12 protein-coding genes are annotated in these 15,724 nt (G+C 70.7%); 8 read left to right on the forward strand and 4 right to left on the reverse strand.

The window, feature by feature from the left end; all coding sequences use genetic code 11:
• Positions 1 to 3: 3 nt before the first annotated feature.
• From BMX29_RS00485 to BMX29_RS00500, 4 genes are all read right to left on the reverse strand, one after another.
• Positions 4 to 1,287, reverse strand: a complete 1,284-nt coding sequence (locus BMX29_RS00485; protein ID WP_092809533.1) for a BCD family MFS transporter — start codon at positions 1,285 to 1,287, stop codon at positions 4 to 6.
• The gene (gene chlG / locus BMX29_RS00490) at positions 1,284 to 2,186 is read right to left on the reverse strand and encodes a chlorophyll synthase ChlG (RefSeq protein ID WP_092809535.1); all 903 of its coding nucleotides are present in this window, start codon (positions 2,184 to 2,186) and stop codon (positions 1,284 to 1,286) included. Before chlG ends, BMX29_RS00485 begins: the two co-directional genes overlap by 4 nt.
• A 61-nt stretch (positions 2,187 to 2,247) precedes the next feature.
• Positions 2,248 to 3,672: a transcriptional regulator PpsR gene (gene ppsR, locus BMX29_RS00495; RefSeq protein WP_139196888.1), complete on the reverse strand. Its 1,425-nt coding sequence runs from the start codon at positions 3,670 to 3,672 to the stop codon at positions 2,248 to 2,250.
• A complete protein-coding gene (locus tag BMX29_RS00500; RefSeq protein WP_092809539.1) occupies positions 3,669 to 4,529 on the reverse strand; it encodes a cobalamin B12-binding domain-containing protein in 861 nt (286 codons plus the stop codon). Before BMX29_RS00500 ends, ppsR begins: the two co-directional genes overlap by 4 nt.
• Before the next feature lie 167 nt (positions 4,530 to 4,696).
• Between BMX29_RS00500 and bchF the strand changes: the two genes are divergently transcribed.
• From bchF to puhA, 8 genes are all read left to right on the forward strand, one after another.
• Positions 4,697 to 5,200: a 2-vinyl bacteriochlorophyllide hydratase gene (bchF, locus tag BMX29_RS00505; RefSeq protein ID WP_092809541.1), complete on the forward strand. Its 504-nt coding sequence runs from the start codon at positions 4,697 to 4,699 to the stop codon at positions 5,198 to 5,200.
• Positions 5,197 to 6,510 (forward strand): ferredoxin:protochlorophyllide reductase (ATP-dependent) subunit N, encoded by a 1,314-nt coding sequence (locus tag BMX29_RS00510; RefSeq protein ID WP_092809543.1) that lies wholly within the window; start codon positions 5,197 to 5,199, stop codon positions 6,508 to 6,510. The genes bchF and BMX29_RS00510 overlap by 4 nt, the downstream gene beginning before the upstream one ends.
• Entirely contained in the window at positions 6,507 to 8,090 is a 1,584-nt protein-coding gene (bchB, locus tag BMX29_RS00515; RefSeq protein ID WP_092809545.1) for a ferredoxin:protochlorophyllide reductase (ATP-dependent) subunit B, read from the forward strand. The genes BMX29_RS00510 and bchB overlap by 4 nt, the downstream gene beginning before the upstream one ends.
• Entirely contained in the window at positions 8,080 to 11,637 is a 3,558-nt protein-coding gene (locus BMX29_RS00520) for a magnesium chelatase subunit H (protein ID WP_092809547.1), read from the forward strand. The genes bchB and BMX29_RS00520 overlap by 11 nt, the downstream gene beginning before the upstream one ends.
• Before the next feature lie 274 nt (positions 11,638 to 11,911).
• The gene (gene bchL, locus BMX29_RS00525) at positions 11,912 to 12,799 is read left to right on the forward strand and encodes a ferredoxin:protochlorophyllide reductase (ATP-dependent) iron-sulfur ATP-binding protein (RefSeq protein WP_092810139.1); all 888 of its coding nucleotides are present in this window, start codon (positions 11,912 to 11,914) and stop codon (positions 12,797 to 12,799) included.
• A gap of 11 nt (positions 12,800 to 12,810) precedes the next feature.
• Positions 12,811 to 13,482: a magnesium protoporphyrin IX methyltransferase gene (gene bchM, locus BMX29_RS00530; protein WP_092809549.1), complete on the forward strand. Its 672-nt coding sequence runs from the start codon at positions 12,811 to 12,813 to the stop codon at positions 13,480 to 13,482.
• Positions 13,479 to 14,912, forward strand: a complete 1,434-nt coding sequence (locus BMX29_RS00535) for an MFS transporter (protein WP_043844839.1) — start codon at positions 13,479 to 13,481, stop codon at positions 14,910 to 14,912. Before bchM ends, BMX29_RS00535 begins: the two co-directional genes overlap by 4 nt.
• A 27-nt stretch (positions 14,913 to 14,939) precedes the next feature.
• Complete coding sequence (puhA, locus tag BMX29_RS00540) at positions 14,940 to 15,710, forward strand: photosynthetic reaction center subunit H (RefSeq protein ID WP_175471094.1); 771 nt, start codon at positions 14,940 to 14,942, stop codon at positions 15,708 to 15,710.
• The last annotated feature ends 14 nt before the right edge of the window (positions 15,711 to 15,724 follow it).

A 15,724-nucleotide genomic window follows, 5' to 3' on the forward strand; every position in this document is an offset into this window, starting at 1 on the left:
GCGTCATTCGCCCGGTTGCAGCATCGGGTCGGCAGAGCGGCCGCCCTCCATGATCACGAGCGCCAGAAGCCCCGCTGCGACGAACAGCGCGGCCTCTACGGTAAAGACTGTGGCGAAGGCGGGCGCGTCGGTGGTCAGGCCGCGCATCGTGTCCACGGCGGCGGCCCCGGCCAGCCCGCCGAACCCCGCGGCGATGGCCTGCGCCGCGCCCCAGAGACCCATGCGCGTGCCCTCGCGCGCGCCGCGGCCCTCTCCGGCCAGCTGCATCATCGACCCGATGGCAGCGACCGCGAACATGCCGTTGAAGAAGCCCAGCATCACCGAGGCCGGCAGCACCGGCGCACCGGGGCCCATCGGGCCGATCGCGGCAAGGGTCAGCAGCGCCGCGGCAGAGCCGAGACAGCCGGTCGCGACCCATGTCCGCAGCGATCCGAGCCGCAGTCCCGTCGCCAGCACGCCAACGGTCAGCATTCCGAGGAACACACCGCCGTTCTGGGCACCGGCGAGCTGCGTGGACTCGCCCGGCGTGAAGTCGAAGACGAGGCCCGCGTATGGCTCGAGGATCAGCTCCTGCATGAAGTAGGCGACCATCGACAGGAAGACGAACAGCGTGAAGTTGCGCGCCTTGCGCTCGGCCCAGACCTCACGCAACGCGACCCGGAAGGGCGGGGCCTCGGGCTCGGGCCGCGCCTCGATGCCGCGCTCCACGCCCCATACCGCGACGATGGTCAGAAGCAGCATCGCGGCGGCGGTGGCACCCACGATGGTCATGAGGCGCGCCGGGCCGTATGGGTCGAGAAGCCCGCCGACCACGCCCGCGGTCACCGCGATGCCGAAGATCATCATCAGCCACGTGATCGTAGCCGCCGCCGCCCGGCGGGCGGGCGCGGTCGCCGTGGCGAGAAGCGCCAGCAGCGATGTGCCCGAAGCGCCGACCCCCAGCCCGATCAGCGCATAGGAGACCACCGAGAGGGCGAGGCCCGCGCCGAGGCTACGCTCCAGCACGATGACGCCCGCCGCGGCGCCGAGGCCGCCGACGGCCAGCACCGCCATGCCGCCGATGATCCAGGGCGTGCGGTTGCCCAGCGTGTCCGATCGGAAGCCCCAGGTCGGCCGTGTGATCTGGATGCCGTAGTGCAGCGCCACGAGAAAGCCGGGCAGGGTGGCGGGCAGCGCCAGCTCCACCACCATGAGCCGGTTCAGAGTCGAGGTCGTCAGCACCACGATGGCCCCGAGCGCGAGCTGCACGAGACCCAGGCGGACGATGGAGAGCCACGACAGCGTCAAGCCACGATCCCCCGCAGCGCCACGGCGGCGACCATCATGCCGGACACGTAGAACAGCACCCCGGTGGCGTTGTACCACGGTGCGCGCGCCTTCGGGTCACGCAGAAGGACGCGCATGGCCCAGCCCTGCGCGGCGAGAAGGACGGCGATCAGCGCCGCGGCGACAGGTGCGCTCCACCACGCGAGCAGCGCGATGACGGCCACCTGCGGCAGTGCCATGACCACGCAGGCCGTGCGCGCCGCGACGGCGGGGCCGAGGGTCACCGGAAGGGAGTCGACGCCGGTCTCGCGGTCGCCCTCCAGCGCCTTGAAGTCGTTGAGGGTCATGATTCCGTGCGCGCCGATGCCGTAAAGCAGCGCGATCACCACGATCTCGGCCGCGGGCGCGCCCGCCGACAGCACGGCAGCGCCGGTGATCCAGGGAAGCGTTTCGTAGGACAGCCCGACAAGGCCCGGTCCCCAGAGGCCCGATCGCTTCAGCCGTACCGGCTCGGCCGAGTAGGCCCAGGCCGCCGCGACTGCCGCACAGGTCGCGCCGAAGCCCCACGGTCCCAGCGGCACGGCCAGGGCGAGCGCCGCGGCGGACATCGCGAGCGCGACCCAAAGGCCCCATCGGCCCGGCACGCGGCCCGAGGGTATCGGACGGTCCGGTTCGTTGATCGCATCGACGTGGCGGTCGCACCAGTCGTTCGCCGCCTGGCTCATGCCGCAGACCACGGGGCCGGCCAGCACGATGCCAAGCACCACCAGCGGCCAGTCCGTGCCCGGCGCCACGCCAGAGGCGGTGACGCCGCACAGATAGGCCCACATGGGGGGGAACCACGTCACCGGCTTCAGAAGCCGCAGCAGCGCCGCGGGGTCCGGCAGCCGGCGCGGGTGTAAACCTGCGCTGACACTCATGTCGAAAACTAGACACTCGAAACCGAGTCGGCGCAAGGGCCGCGATCCGCGGCCCGCCGGTTCAGGTCTCGTTGGGGTCGTAGTTCAGCAGGCCGTATTTCCGCAGCTTCACGTAGAGGCTCTGACGCGACAGGCCGAGCATTTCCGCCGCCGCCACCCGGTTGTTACGGGTGAGCTGAACGGCGGTTTCGATGCACATTTTCTCGACCACGTCGGTGGTCTCCGCGACGATCTCGCGCAGGGTTGCCGAGCCCACGAGCTCCATGACCGAACTGGCCGACTCCATGGCCGCCGGTGCGGGACCCGCGCGCACCGCCTCGCTGCGGGCGGCATCCCGGATCACGAGGCCGAGCAGCGGATCGGTCCTGTCGTTGAGGTAGGTCACCGACATTTCCACCGGCGTCTCGGCGCCCAGTTCGCTCACCATCCGCGTGGCGTAGAGCCGCATCGTGCCCGCGCGGCGCGCGTTCTCGGCGACGACGTTCAGATCGACGCGTCCGCGTCCGAGGAAACCCGCGAGGTTCTGGCCGCGCAGGTCCGCCAGCCGTGCCGCCCCCACGAGGTCGAGGAACGCCTCGTTGGCGGTGGCGATCTCGCCCGAGAGAGTGGCGAAGACCACCGCGTCGGTCGACCGCTCGAACAGCAGTGAGACGTCGGCGCTGATGCCGGGCATGCCGCCCGCCTCGGCGTCGGGATCGCTCAGGCGGCAGAGGTAGGAGCGTTTGCCGGCGGCGCGGAACAGTTGCGGGGCGATGGCGATGCCGCGCCCGGAGGCATCGGCCGCGGCCACGACGGGTTCGCGTGCATCGCGGGTTGCGGCGCGGTCGATCTCGTCCATCAGGCCGTCAGGAGCGGCATCGCCCAGGGCCTCGGCCAGTCGGGTTCCCATCAACCCTTCGCGGGTTCCGCCCAGAAGCGCCGCGGCCGGTTCGTTCAGATCGCCGATGGTGCCGTCGCCGGCCGATACGAAGGCCACCGCGTCGGTCACCGCGCGCAAGAGCATCCGGTAGCGGGTGTCGAACTCGCGCTGGGCCTCGTAGGTCCGTTCCAGCGTCAGTTGCGCGTCGACCAGCTGGCGCTGCTGTTCGGCGAGACCGGCCTGGTCGCGGCCCAGCAGCATCGCGCCGGCGCCGTAGGGGATCATGGTGTAGCGCATGGGCCGTTCGACCCCGTCGCCGAGGACGTGGGTCAGTTCGAGACCGCTCGGTAGCGGTCGCCCCGCTTCCAGTGCCTCGCGGGCGGCGATCAGCTTGGTGCGGCCCTCCGGCACGAGGGTCTCCTCAATTGGTCGGCCTTCCCAGCCGGCGACTCCGGCGTCGGCGCTCAGCGCGCCGCCGACGATCACCCGCGTCACGACGCCCGAGGCGTCGAGCACGAGGGCCAGGTCGCTGGCGGCGGCGACGATCCGTTCGAGGTCCGTGGTTTCGGAGTTGTCCGCACTCTCGCGCGCGGCGAGGGAGGGGATGCGGTGTTCACTGCCGGTCATGGTGCTGCCTGTGCCTGCCCCGCGCCCCGGGCGCGACACAGCGCCAGCGCGGTCCTTATGTCATTCGTCACGATGTCCACACCGGTCATGTGTTGCAAATCGCCGTCGAAGTCCAGAACGAGCCCGCCGAGCGCCACGAGACGTGGCGGCCTTGCCGACCGGTGGATCGCCTCGCAAAGCGTTCGGGCCGCCGGCAGGCGATGCTCGCTCGCGCACGAGATCAGGGCCATGTCGTAATCGCCGTCGGCGAGCGCACGCTCGGCCTCGTCGGGGTGAGCGGCGTGCAACGTCCTGACGGCGACTCCGCGGCGGACGAGTTGTGCCGCGGCCACCCGTGCCCCGAGCGTGTGGTGATCGCCCGGCACCGTCATCAGAAGCGCGGTCCGCCCCGTGCCGTCCGGGTCCTCTGCGGCATGTGGCTGGAGCCGGATCAGCAGTGCCTGGAGCCGGGCGGTGGCGATGGTGACCTCCGCGAACCCGCAGCGATCCTCGCACCAGGCGTCCCCGAACTGGCGCGCGACCTGGGGAATGCAGAAATCGACGATGTCGTCGTCCGGCACCCGCATTTCGGCCAGCGCCTCGTGGACCGCGTCCGGGTCGAAGCGCGTGGCCCCGGCGGCGATGCGCAGCCAGGCCACCGCGCGCGTCAGCCGCGTTTCGCACCGGCGCGTGCCATTCCCGTTGAGCAGCCGGACGATGCCGTCCGCCAGCGTGGTGATCTCGGGACTGAGGTCTCGGTCGGCGTCGATCATGGGAGTGCCTCCGTCTCCGTCGCCATCGACCGGCTGCGTCACGAAACGCACGAGCGCGCTCGCCGTCCGTCCGGTCAGCACCGTTATGTCAGATGTGGAGGACATGAGCTAGCTCCGCGTCCAGTAAAGATGACACGTCCCGTCGTGTCTCTGGCTTAATCCACAGTATTCCTTGTTGTTCCCTGCTGCCGACCTTCCGGCGTGTAAGTTTCAATTGACACTTTTCGGAGCCGCCCGCTACGCTTCCTGTCAAGCAAGCCGAGGAATCGCCAATGGCTGCCACGGGACGACTGGACGCGGATCTTGCCGCTCCGACGCACACACCGCTCTACACGACCGAGGAACGCCGCCGTCGCGACGGGACGGTCTGGACGCTGGTCCAGGGCGTGCTGGCGCCGCTGCAGTTCATCGTGTTCCTGGTCTCGCTGGGGCTGGTGCTGCGCTGGCTCGCCACCGGCGCGGGTTACGAGGCCGCGACCCTGTCGATCGTCCTCAAGACCTTCGTGCTTTACGCGATCATGGTGACCGGCGCGATCTGGGAGAAGGTCGTCTTCGGCCGCTATCTCTTCGCGCCCGCCTTCTTCTGGGAGGATGCGGTGTCGATGCTCGTGATCGCGCTCCACACCGCCTACCTCTGGGCACTGTGGAGCCACGCGCTCGCCCCGGAGGCTCTCATGTCGCTCGCGCTCGCGGCCTACGCCGCCTACGTGGTGAACGCGGCGCAGTTCGTGCTCAAGCTGCGCCGGGCCCGGCTTTCGGCGGGGGGCGTGGCATGACTGAACGCTTCGCCCAGGCCTCGGGACAGGGCTGCCGCAACGCCCCGGTCCTCAAGCAGCGCGGCCAGCACGAGGTGTTCTGCGGCCTGACCTCGATCGTCTGGCTTCACCGCAAGATGCCGGACGCGTTCTTCCTCGTGGTCGGCAGCCGCACCTGCGCGCACCTGCTTCAGTCTGCGGCGGGCGTGATGATCTTTGCCGAGCCACGCTTCGCTACCGCGATCCTCGAAGAGACCGACCTCGCCGGTCTCGCCGACGCGCACGAGGAACTCGACCGGGTGGTCCACGAACTGCTCGCCCGGCGTCCCGACATCCGCCGCCTGTTCCTGGTGGGCTCGTGCCCGTCCGAGGTCATCAAGCTCGACCTCGCCGTGGCGGCCGAGCGGCTGACCGCGGTCCACGCTCCGCAGGTTCGGGTCCAGTCCTATTCCGGCTCCGGCATCGAGACGACCTTCACGCAGGGCGAGGACACCTGCCTCGCCGCCATGGTCCCTGACCTGCCAGCCGGGCCCGAGGGGCCCGAGGCGCGGGAGCTGATCGTGGCGGGCGCGCTTCCCGACGTGGTCGAGGACCAGATGCGCGACCTCCTCGCGAAGATCGGCATCGACGCGGTGCATGTCCTGCCGGCCGCGCGCGAGGCCACGCGCTTCGGCGTCGGTCCGGGGTCGCGGGTGGCGCTGGTGCAGCCGTTCCTCGGTGACACGCTGGCCGCGCTGGAACGCCGTGGCGCCCGGCACGTCGCTGCGCCCATGCCGTTCGGCGCCGAGGGCACCACCGCCTGGTTCCACGCCATCGCCGAGGCCTTCGGAATCCCGCCCGAGGTGGTCGATCGCGCCGTAGCCGCGCCGAAGGCCCGCGCCGAACGCGCGGTGGCGCAGGCTGCCGAGGCATTGCGCGGCCGCTCGGTCTTCTTCTTCCCCGACAGCCAGCTCGAGGTGCCGCTCGCGCGTTTCCTCACCCGCGAATGCGGTATGGAGGCGGTCGAGGTCGGCACACCCTTCCTGCACCGGCAGGTGCTCGACGGCGATCTCGCGCTGCTCGACGAGGGGCCGACCCTGTCGGAAGGGCAGGATGTGGACCTCCAGCTCGACCGCGTGCGCGCGGCCCGCCCGGATCTCACGGTCTGCGGCCTCGGCCTCGCCAACCCGCTCGAGGCCGAGGGCCTGAGCACCAAATGGTCGATCGAGCTCGTGTTCACTCCGGTCCACTTCTACGAGCAGGCGGGCGACCTCGCGGGTCTCTTCTCGCGCCCGCTCCGCCGCCGCGACGCGCTGAAAGTGGGGGCCGTGCAGCCCCCGGCGATGCCATGAAGCTCACCGTCTGGACATACGAGGGCCCGCCCCATGTCGGCGCCATGCGTGTCGCCACTGCCATGCGCGACCTGCACTATGTCCTGCACGCGCCGCAGGGCGATACCTATGCCGATCTCCTGTTCACCATGATCGAGCGGCGCGACCACCGCCCGCCGGTGACCTACACCACCTTCAAGGAGCGCGACCTCGGCGCCGACACCGCCGATCTGTTCCGTCGCTCCTGCCAGGCCGCCTACGAACGGTTCCGCCCCGAGGCGATGATCGTTGGCGCCTCCTGCACCGCCGAGCTGATCCAGGACGATCCCGGCGGCATCGCCGAGCGCATGGGCCTGCCGGTGCCGGTGATCGCGCTGGACCTGCCGTCCTACCAACGCAAGGAAAACTTCGGCGCGGACGAGACCTTCTACCGCATCGCGCGCGCTCTGGCCCGGCCCTGCGAGAAGACCGCGCGCCCGAGCGTCAATCTCATCGGCCCGACAGCGCTGGGCTTCCGCCACCGCGACGACGTCACCGAACTGACGGCGCTCCTGTCGGACATGGGCGTCGAGGTGAATGTCTGCGCGCCCATGGGCGCGACGCCGTCGGACATCACGCGGCTGGGCGCGGCCCACGCCAACGTTCTGATGTATCCCGAGACCGGAGAAAGCGCCTGCCGCTGGATGGAGCGCGATCTCGGCCTGCCGTTCACCAAGAGCATCCCCATCGGCGTCGGCGGCGTGCGCGACTTCGTGGCCGAGGTGGCGGATCTTCTTGGCGTGGCGCCCGGGCTCGACACCGACCGGCTGCGGTTGCCGTGGTACTCGGCGTCGGTCGACTCCACCTATCTCACAGGCAAGCGCGTGTTCCTCTTCGGCGACGGCACCCATGTCCGCGCGATGGCCCGGGTGGCCCGCGACGAGATGGGCTTCGAGGTCGCGGGGATGGGCTGCTACAACCGCGAACAGGCCCGCGCCGTGCGCGCCGTGGCGACGGAGATGGGCGTCGAGGCGCTCATCACCGACGATTATCTCGAGGTCGAGGCGGCGATCGAGGCCGCCGCGCCAGAGCTGATCCTCGGCACCCAGATGGAGCGGCATATCGGCAAGCGGCTGGGCATTCCCTGCGCCGTGATCTCGGCCCCCGTGCACGTGCAGGACTTCCCCGCCCGCTACGCTCCTGTGATGGGGATCGAGGGCGCGAACGTGCTGTTCGACACGCTGGTGCATCCTCTGGTCATGGGACTGGAAGAGCACCTGCTGACCATGTTCCGCGCCGATCCCGAGTTCCACGACGCGGCCGGCCCGTCGCATCACGGCGGCCACGCGCCCCTGGTCGCGGCGGAGGAGGGGGGCGCTGGCCCTCGTGCGCCGGTGGCGGAGTCCCCCCGGGATATTTCGGCCAAGAAGACCGAGGGCGGAGGCGCGACTGGGGCGATCGAGGTCGTCTGGCTGGCTGCGGCCGAGCGCGAATTGAAGAAAATCCCGTTCTTCGTGCGCGGCAAGGCCAAGCGCAACACCGAGGCCTTCGCGGCCGCGCGCGGCGAGACCGAGATCAGCGTCGACACGCTCTACGAGGCGAAGGCCCATTATGCGCGGTGACGGCGTCCTGTCCGGGGCCCCCGTGCCCTACGAGGTGGCGATCCTCACCCTCGACAGCCATGCCGAGCGCGCGGTGGCGCGCGCCGAGGCGGTGCTGGCCGCGGACTTTCCCGGCCTGAAGATCACGGCGCTCGCTGCCGCCGAATGGGGCGAACGGCCCGAGGCTCTGGCCGAGGCGAAGGCCGCGATCGCGCGGGCAGACCTGATCGTCGTGTCGCTGCTGTTCCTCGAGGACCACGTGCAGGCGATCCTGCCCGATCTTGCTGCCCGGCGCGACGACGCGGACGCGCTGGTGGGCATCGTGGCCGACGCGCAGATCGTGAAGCTCACGCGCATGGGCAGCCTCGACATGGCGGCGCCGGAAAGCGCCACGATGGCGTTGCTGAAACGGCTGCGGGGGTCGTCGAAGCCCTCGACCGAGAGCGGTGCGAAGAAGATGCGGATGCTGCGGCGGCTGCCGCGGATCCTGCGCTACGTGCCGGGCAAGGCGCAGGACCTGCGGGCCTGGTTCATGGCCATGCAGTACTGGCTGGGCAGCAGCGACGAGAACGTGGTCGGCATGGTCCGCTTCCTGTTGTCGCGCTACGCCGCGCGTCCGGATTGGCGCGGTGCCGCGGCGCCCGCGCCGGTGGAGTATCCCGAGGCCGGGCTTTACCACCCCGACCTGCCGGGCCGGATCGGAAGCGATCCGGAGGCGCTGCCGGGGCCCGAGGCGCCGGTGGCGACCGTGGGCGTGCTGATGATGCGCTCCTACGTGCTCTCGGGCGACACCGCGCATTACGACGCGGTGATCCGGGCATTCGAGGCGCGGGGCCTGCGTGTGCTGCCGGCCTTTGCCGGCGGGCTCGACGGGAGGCCGGCGGTGGACGCCTATTTCCGCGACGAGGCCGGCCCGAAGATCGACGCACTGGTGTCGTTGACCGGGTTCAGCCTCGTGGGCGGGCCCGCCTACAACGACAACGATGCCGCCGTCTCGGTGCTGCGCGACCTCGACGTTCCCTACATCGCCGCGCACCCGCTGGAGTTCCAGACGCTGGGCCAGTGGGGCGAAAGCGGTCAGGGACTTGGGCCGATCGAGACCACCATGCTGATCGCTCTGCCCGAACTCGACGGGGCCACGCGACCGCACGTGTTTGCCGGGCGTCACGGCGAAGCCGGCTGCACGGGATGCCGCCAGGCCTGCCGCGGAGACGGCAGCAAGGCGATGGCCCCTTGTCCCGAGCGGATCGAGGCGCTGGCGGGCCGGGTCGCGCGCGCCGCCGCCCTGCGCCGCAGCCGCGTCGCCGAGCGGCGCGTGGCGGTCGTGCTGTTCGGCTTTCCTCCCAATGCCGGCGCAGCGGGGACGGCGGCGCATCTCGCCGTCTGGGAGAGCCTCTTCAACACGCTGCACGCCATGAAGCGCGAGGGTTACGACCTCGACCCGCCCGAGAGCGTGGAGGCGCTGCGCGCGGCGCTGCTCGAAGGCACGGCCCGGCAATACGGGCAGGACGCCAACGTCGCCGCCCACGTGAGCGCCGATGACATGGTGCGCGGAACGCCCTGGCTCGACGAGATCGAGGCGGTCTGGGGCCCGGCGCCCGGGCGCGCGCAGTCGGACGGACGTGGCGTCTTCGTGCTGGGCGCGCAGTTCGGCAAGGTGTTCGTCGGCCTGCAACCGGGCTTCGGCTGGGAAGGTGATCCGATGCGGCTGCTGTTCGAGGGCGGCTTCGCCCCGACGCATGCCTTCGCGCAGTTCTACCTGTGGCTCCGCCACGGCTTCGGCGCCGACGCGGTGCTGCATTTCGGGATGCACGGCGCTCTCGAGTTCATGCCGGGCCGGCAGGCGGGCGCGGGGCCGGGGGACTGGCCCGACCGGCTGATCGGCGATCTGCCGAACGTCTACCTCTACGCGGCGAACAACCCCTCGGAGGCGACGCTGGCCAAGCGGCGCTCGGGCGCGGTGACGGTCAGTCACCTGACGCCGCCTCTGCGCGAGGCGGGGCTCTACAAGGGACTGCTGGAGTTGAAGGAAAGCCTCGGTCGCTGGCGCGGGCTGGCGCCGGGCGATGCCCGTGCGCCGGAGCTGGAGGCCCTGATCGCCGAGCAGGCGGCGGCGGTGGACCTCGCGGGCGCGCCGGACGTGCTGTGGACGCGCTTGCTGGAGACCGAGGCGGCGCTGGTGCCGGACGGGCTGCATGTGCTGGGACGGTCGCTGTCCGCGGAGGCACGCGGGCGCTACCTCGACTTCGCGCCGGACGACGAGATCCGGGCGCGCATGGCCGCGGCGATGGAGGGCGATCCGGAAATGCGCGGCCTGATGGACGCGCTGGCCGGGCGGTTCACGCCGCCGGTCGCGGGCGGCGACCTGATCCGGTCGCCCGAGGTGCTGCCGACCGGCCGCAACATCCACGCCTTCGATCCGTTCAGGATGCCCACGGCCTTCGCCATGGAAGAGGGCCGGCGGCAGGCGGAGCTGCTGCTCGAGACCCACGGGACCGTGCCGCGCTCGGTGGCGCTGGTGCTCTGGGGGTCGGACAACATCAAGACCGACGGCGCGCCGCTGGCGCAGGCGCTGGCACTGATCGGGGCCGAACCGCGCTTCGACGCGTTCGGGCGCATCTGCGGGGCGGACCTCGTCCCGCTCGCCGCGCTCGGGCGGCCGCGGGTGGACGTGGTGATGACGCTGTCGGGCATATTCCGCGATCTGCTGCCGCTTCAGACCCGGATGCTGGCCGAGGCGGCTCTGAAGGCCGCGGAGGCCGACGAGCCGGAGGCGCTGAACCCGATCCGGGCCCATGCGCGTGCCCATGCCGCCGAAACGGGCTGTTCGCTGGAGGAGGCGGCCTTGCGCGTCTTCTCGAACGCCGACGGCGCCTACGGGTCGAACGTGAACGGGCTGGTGGAAAGCTCGGCCTTCGGCGACGAGGACGAACTGGCCGACGCCTACGAGGCCCGCAAGAGCTGGGCCTACGGCACCAACGGCAAGTCGGCGCCGCAGCCGGCGCTTCTGACGCGGATGCTGTCGGGGGTCGAGGTGGCTTACCAGAACCTCGAATCCGTCGAACTGGGGGTGACCACGGTCGACCACTACTTCGACACGCTGGGCGGCATATCGCGTGCGGTGCGCCGGGCGCGCGGCGAAGAGGCACGGGTCTACATCTCGGACACCACGCGCGGCGCGGGCAAGGTGCGGACCCTGAGTGACCAGGTGGCGCTGGAGACGCGCTCGCGGTCGCTGAACCCGGCCTGGTTCGAGGGGATGCTGCGCCACGGCGCCGAGGGCGTGCGCCAGATCGAGGCCCACGTCACGAACACCATGGGCTGGTCGGCGACGACCGGATCGGTGGAGCCCTGGGTCTACCAGCGGCTCTCGGAAACCTTCGTTCTGGACCCGGAGATGCGCGCGCGCCTGGCCGAGTTGAACCCTGTCGCGTCCAGCCGGATGGCGAACCGTCTTCTCGAGGCGCACGACCGGGCCTACTGGGCGCCCGACGCCGACACGCTGGATGCGCTGCGCGATGCCGCGGACGCGCTCGAGGATCGCATGGAAGGGGTGGCGGCGGAATGAGCGGTCTCGTGCATATCCGCCGGACCGGCGCTCGCGCTGGCGCGCATCGCCCCGCCCGCCGTCCCGCGGGCGCCACGGGCTCTGCGCGGGGCCGGACGATGGACCGCCGCACCGGGGCGCTGCCCTGGACCCCGGAGTATTTTCACCAAGGAGAGGCAGGGGCGAACGCGCTTGCCGGAAGGAGAGAGCCATGAGCCCGCTCGATAGCAAGACGCCGCCCGCCGCGCGGGCCGCGATGCGCGAGGCGGCGGGGCTGGAGGCCCGGCGCGACGACATGAAGGCGCCCCCGGTCCTGCGGGGGCAGGACGGCGAGGGGTCTGTGCAGGTGCACCAGGATCCCTCGGCGCGGATCGAGGGGGCGCAGGTCTTCGCGGTCTACGGCAAGGGCGGGATCGGCAAGTCGACCACGTCGTCGAACCTGTCGGCGGCGATGGCGAGCCTCGGCAAGAGGGTCCTGCAGATCGGCTGCGACCCCAAGCACGATTCCACCTTCACGCTGACCGGGCGGTTGCAGCCGACGGTGATCGACATCCTCAAGGAGGTGGATTTCCACGCCGAGGAACTGCGGCCCGAAGATTTCGTCACCCCCGGCTGGGGCGGCGTCCAGTGCATCGAGGCGGGCGGTCCGCCCGCGGGCACGGGCTGCGGCGGCTACGTCGTGGGCCAGACCGTGAAGCTTCTGAAGCAGCACCACATGCTCGACGACACCGACGTGGTGATCTTCGACGTGCTTGGCGACGTGGTCTGCGGCGGCTTCGCCGCGCCGCTCCAGCACGCCGACCGCGCGGTGATCGTGACCGCCAACGACTTCGATTCGATCTACGCGATGAACCGCATCATCGCCGCGGTGCAGGCCAAGTCCGCGAACTACAAGGTCCGGCTGGCGGGCTGCGTCGCCAACCGGTCGAAGGACACCGACGAGGTCGACCGCTTCTGCGACACGGTGGGGTTCAAGCGCCTGGCCCACATGCAGGACTACGACGCGATCCGTCGCTCGCGGCTGAAGAAGAAGACGCTGTTCGAGATGCCCGACGAGGAGGACATCCTGCTTGCGCGCGCCGAATACGTGCGGCTGGCGCAGACCATGCTGTCGGGCACCGAGCCGACATCGCCCGCGCCGCTGCCGGACCGGGACATTTTCGAACTGCTCGGGTTCGACTGAGGGGAGGGGGCATGAGCTACGAGATCACCCGGTCCCGCGTCGAGACCTATTTCGACCGCACCGCCACCGCGACCTGGGCCGCGCTGACCTCGGACGCGCCGGTGAGCCGCATCCGCGAGACGGTGCGCGCGGGTCGCGACGCGATGCGCGCGCGGCTCCTGGGCGCGCTGCCCGAGGACCTGAGCGGCGCGCGCGTGCTCGATGCCGGGTGCGGGGCGGGGCAGATGAGTGCGGAACTGGCCGCACGCGGGGCCGAGGTGGTCGCGGTGGACCTGTCGCCGCAGCTTCTGCAGGTGGCCGAGGCGCGGCTGCCCGACACGGTGCGGTCCCGGGTGCGCTTCGTTGCCGGCGACATGACGGCGCCGGAACTCGGGCGCTTCGACCACGTCGTCGCGATGGACAGCCTCATTTACTATCGCGCGGGTGACATCGACGCGCGGCTCTCGGGGCTGGCGCAACGTGCGAATGGCTCGATCCTGTTCACAGTGGCGCCGCGTACGACTCTGCTGATGGGGATGTGGTACGCGGGCAAGCTGTTCCCGCGCGGCGATCGGTCGCCCGTCATGGTGCCGCACGCACCGGGCGCGCTGGCGCGCCGGCTTGTCGGGCACGGGTCCGTGCGCGACGTGGGCCGGGTCAGCTCGGGCTTCTACATCAGTCATGCGCTGGAGGTCCGGCCATGAGCGGGGTGCGCATCGCAAAGCGGTTCCTGCCGTTCTCGGACGCCGCTTCCGATGCGCTGCCGCTGCCGCAGCTTCTGCGGCTGGCGCTGTTCCAGGTGTCGGTCGGCATGGCCGGGGTCCTGCTGCTCGGCACGCTGAACAGGGTGATGATCGTCGAGTTGTCGGTGGCCGCCACCGTGGTCGCGGTGATGATCGCGCTGCCGGTGCTGATCGCACCGTTCCGGGCGCTGCTGGGGTTCCGGTCGGACACCCATCGCTCGGCCATCGGTTGGAAGCGGGTGCCCTACCTGTGGTTCGGCTCGCTGTGGCAGATGGGCGGGCTTGCGGTGATGCCGATGGCGCTGCTGGTGCTGGGCGGCGACACCGTGCACGACGTGCCCTTCGCGGGCGAGGTGCTGGCCGCACTCGCGTTCCTGATGACCGGTCTCGGCATGCACATGACCCAGACCGCTGGGCTCGCCCTGGCGTCGGACCGGGCAACGGACGAGACCCGGCCGCGGGTTGTGGCGCTGCTTTACGTCATGTTCCTGCTGGGCATGGGCCTGTCGGCGCTGGTCGTCGGATGGCTCCTGCGGGACTTCACACCGCTCGGCCTGATCCGCGTGGTGCAGGGCGCAGCCGTGGTCGGCGTCGTCCTGAACGTGATCGCGCTGTGGAAGCAGGAGCGCGTGCGCCCGATGAGCGCGGAGGAGCGCGCGGCGCCCCGCCCGGCCTTCTCGGAGGCGTGGGCGGATTTCGCGCGCGGCGGTACTGCGGGGCGGTTGCTGGCGGTGGTCTTCCTCGGGACCATGGCGTTCAACATGCAGGACGTGCTTCTGGAACCGTATGGCGGAGAAATCCTCGGCCTGTCGGTCTCGGCCACGACCCTGCTGACGGCGATGTGGGCGGCGGGTGCGCTCGCGGGCTTCGCCTTCGCCGCGCGGATGCTCAAGCGGCAGGCCAATGTCTACCGCATGGCGGCGAGTGGCGTGCTGGTGGGCATCGCGGCGTTCTCGACGGTGATCTTCGCGGCGCCGATGGCTTCGCCCGCGCTGTTCTTCGCGGGGGCGGGTCTGATCGGGCTCGGCGGCGGCTACTTCGCGGTCTCGACGCTGACGGCGGCGATGACCATGCCCGCCGAAGGCGTCGCAGGACGCGGGCTGGCGCTGGGCGCCTGGGGCGCGGCGCAGGCCACGGCGGCGGGCCTTTCGACCGCGATCGGGGGCGGTCTGCGCGACTGGGTGAACCTGCACGCGACCGCCGGAGACCTCGGCACCGCCCTCGCCACGCCCGCGACCGGCTACTCGGTCGTCTACCACCTCGAGATCGGACTTCTCTTCGTCACGCTCGTCGCGCTCGGCCCGCTGGTCGGGCGGGCGATGCGCGGCCCCGATACGACCTCCACCACCGCGGACCGGCAGGGCATGGGCCTTGCCGATTTCCCCACCTGAGCCCACCGCACCAGAAGGAACCGGGTCATGATCAACGACTATCCCTTCGGAAACCTCGACCTCGCGAGTCTCTCGCTCTGGGTCTTCTTCATCTTCTTCGTGGGCCTCGTGATCTGGCTGCAGCGCGAGAACCAGCGCGAAGGCTATCCGCTGGTGGACGAGGACGGCACGCGCGCCGATGCCGGCGGCATCTGGCCGGTGCCCTCGGACAAGACCTTCATCCTGCCGCACGGCCACGGCGAGAAGAAGCTGCCGTCGCAGCAGAACGTCGACCGTTCGGACCTTGCGCTTTCGGCGGTGGCCAAGACCGGGGGCTTTCCGTTCATGCCGTCGCTCGATCCGATGAAGGCGGGCGTGGGGCCGGGATCGTGGGCGCCGCGCAGCGATCTGCCCGAGCTCGACGGTCACGGAAAACCCAAGATCGTGCCGATGTCGACGACGGACTTTCACCACGCCGCCGGGCGCGATCCGCGCGGGATGCCGGTGGTGGCCGGGGACGATGCCATCGTGGGCATGATCTCGGACATGTGGGTGGATGAGCCGGAGCAACTGGTCCGATACCTGCAGATCGACCTCGATCCCGAGTTCGGCGGCGGCGCGCGGCTGGTGCCGATGACCATGGCGCGGATCCGTTCGGACCGGGTGCAGGTGCGCTCGATCTACGGCGCGCACTTCGCCGGGGTCCCGACCACGGCGAAGCCGGGCGAGGTGACCAAGCTCGAGGAGGAGAAGATCATGGCCTATTACGGGGCCGGCCTTCTCTACGCCGATGAGGCGCGGTCGGCGCCGCGGTTGTAACGACACGAGCCGGC

Origin of the sequence: Roseivivax marinus (assembly GCF_900109705.1) — a bacterium.
Classification (GTDB): domain Bacteria; phylum Pseudomonadota; class Alphaproteobacteria; order Rhodobacterales; family Rhodobacteraceae; genus Roseivivax; species Roseivivax marinus.

Bases quoted from the DNA above. Each gene is read 5' to 3' on its own strand.
- chlG (WP_092809535.1), bottom strand. From the start codon at position 2,186: ATGAGTGTCAGCGCAGGTTTACACCCGCGCCGGCTGCCGGACCCCGCG.
- ppsR (WP_139196888.1), bottom strand. From the start codon at position 3,672: ATGACCGGCAGTGAACACCGCATCCCCTCCCTCGCCGCGCGCGAGAGT.
- BMX29_RS00500 (WP_092809539.1), bottom strand. From the start codon at position 4,529: ATGTCCTCCACATCTGACATAACGGTGCTGACCGGACGGACGGCGAGC.
- bchF (WP_092809541.1), top strand. From the start codon at position 4,697: ATGGCTGCCACGGGACGACTGGACGCGGATCTTGCCGCTCCGACGCAC.
- BMX29_RS00510 (WP_092809543.1), top strand. From the start codon at position 5,197: ATGACTGAACGCTTCGCCCAGGCCTCGGGACAGGGCTGCCGCAACGCC.
- bchB (WP_092809545.1), top strand. From the start codon at position 6,507: ATGAAGCTCACCGTCTGGACATACGAGGGCCCGCCCCATGTCGGCGCC.
- BMX29_RS00520 (WP_092809547.1), top strand. From the start codon at position 8,080: ATGCGCGGTGACGGCGTCCTGTCCGGGGCCCCCGTGCCCTACGAGGTG.
- bchL (WP_092810139.1), top strand. From the start codon at position 11,912: ATGAAGGCGCCCCCGGTCCTGCGGGGGCAGGACGGCGAGGGGTCTGTG.
- bchM (WP_092809549.1), top strand. From the start codon at position 12,811: ATGAGCTACGAGATCACCCGGTCCCGCGTCGAGACCTATTTCGACCGC.
- BMX29_RS00535 (WP_043844839.1), top strand. From the start codon at position 13,479: ATGAGCGGGGTGCGCATCGCAAAGCGGTTCCTGCCGTTCTCGGACGCC.
- puhA (WP_175471094.1), top strand. From the start codon at position 14,940: ATGATCAACGACTATCCCTTCGGAAACCTCGACCTCGCGAGTCTCTCG.